Below are 230 nucleotides of genomic sequence, written 5' to 3' on the forward strand. Positions count from 1 at the left end.
GTGTAAACTTCACATCTTCTGCGATCTCATAGCCTTCCGGTGCTGTGATCTCACGCAGGATCAGTTCTTCCCCTACCGGAAGTTTCTCTACCAGATGCGGTTTTCCATCTGTTACCCACTCTTCCAAAACTTCACCCTCTTTATTTAAGATCTGAAGCTTGGCTCCTTCCAGTTCCTTTCCGGTGGTGAGGTCTGTTTTGGAGATTTCCACTTTGGAATAGGTATCTTTC

Annotated in this window: 1 protein-coding gene; it reads right to left on the reverse strand. The window is 46.1% G+C overall.

Translation table 11 applies throughout. The features are described 5' to 3' along the window. The coding region (locus NE637_RS15605) for a SpaA isopeptide-forming pilin-related protein (RefSeq protein ID WP_256267837.1) at positions 1–230 on the reverse strand (230 nt) is incomplete at both ends.

The organism is Desulfovibrio desulfuricans, assembly GCF_024460775.1.
GTDB lineage: Bacteria > Desulfobacterota > Desulfovibrionia > Desulfovibrionales > Desulfovibrionaceae > Desulfovibrio > Desulfovibrio desulfuricans_E.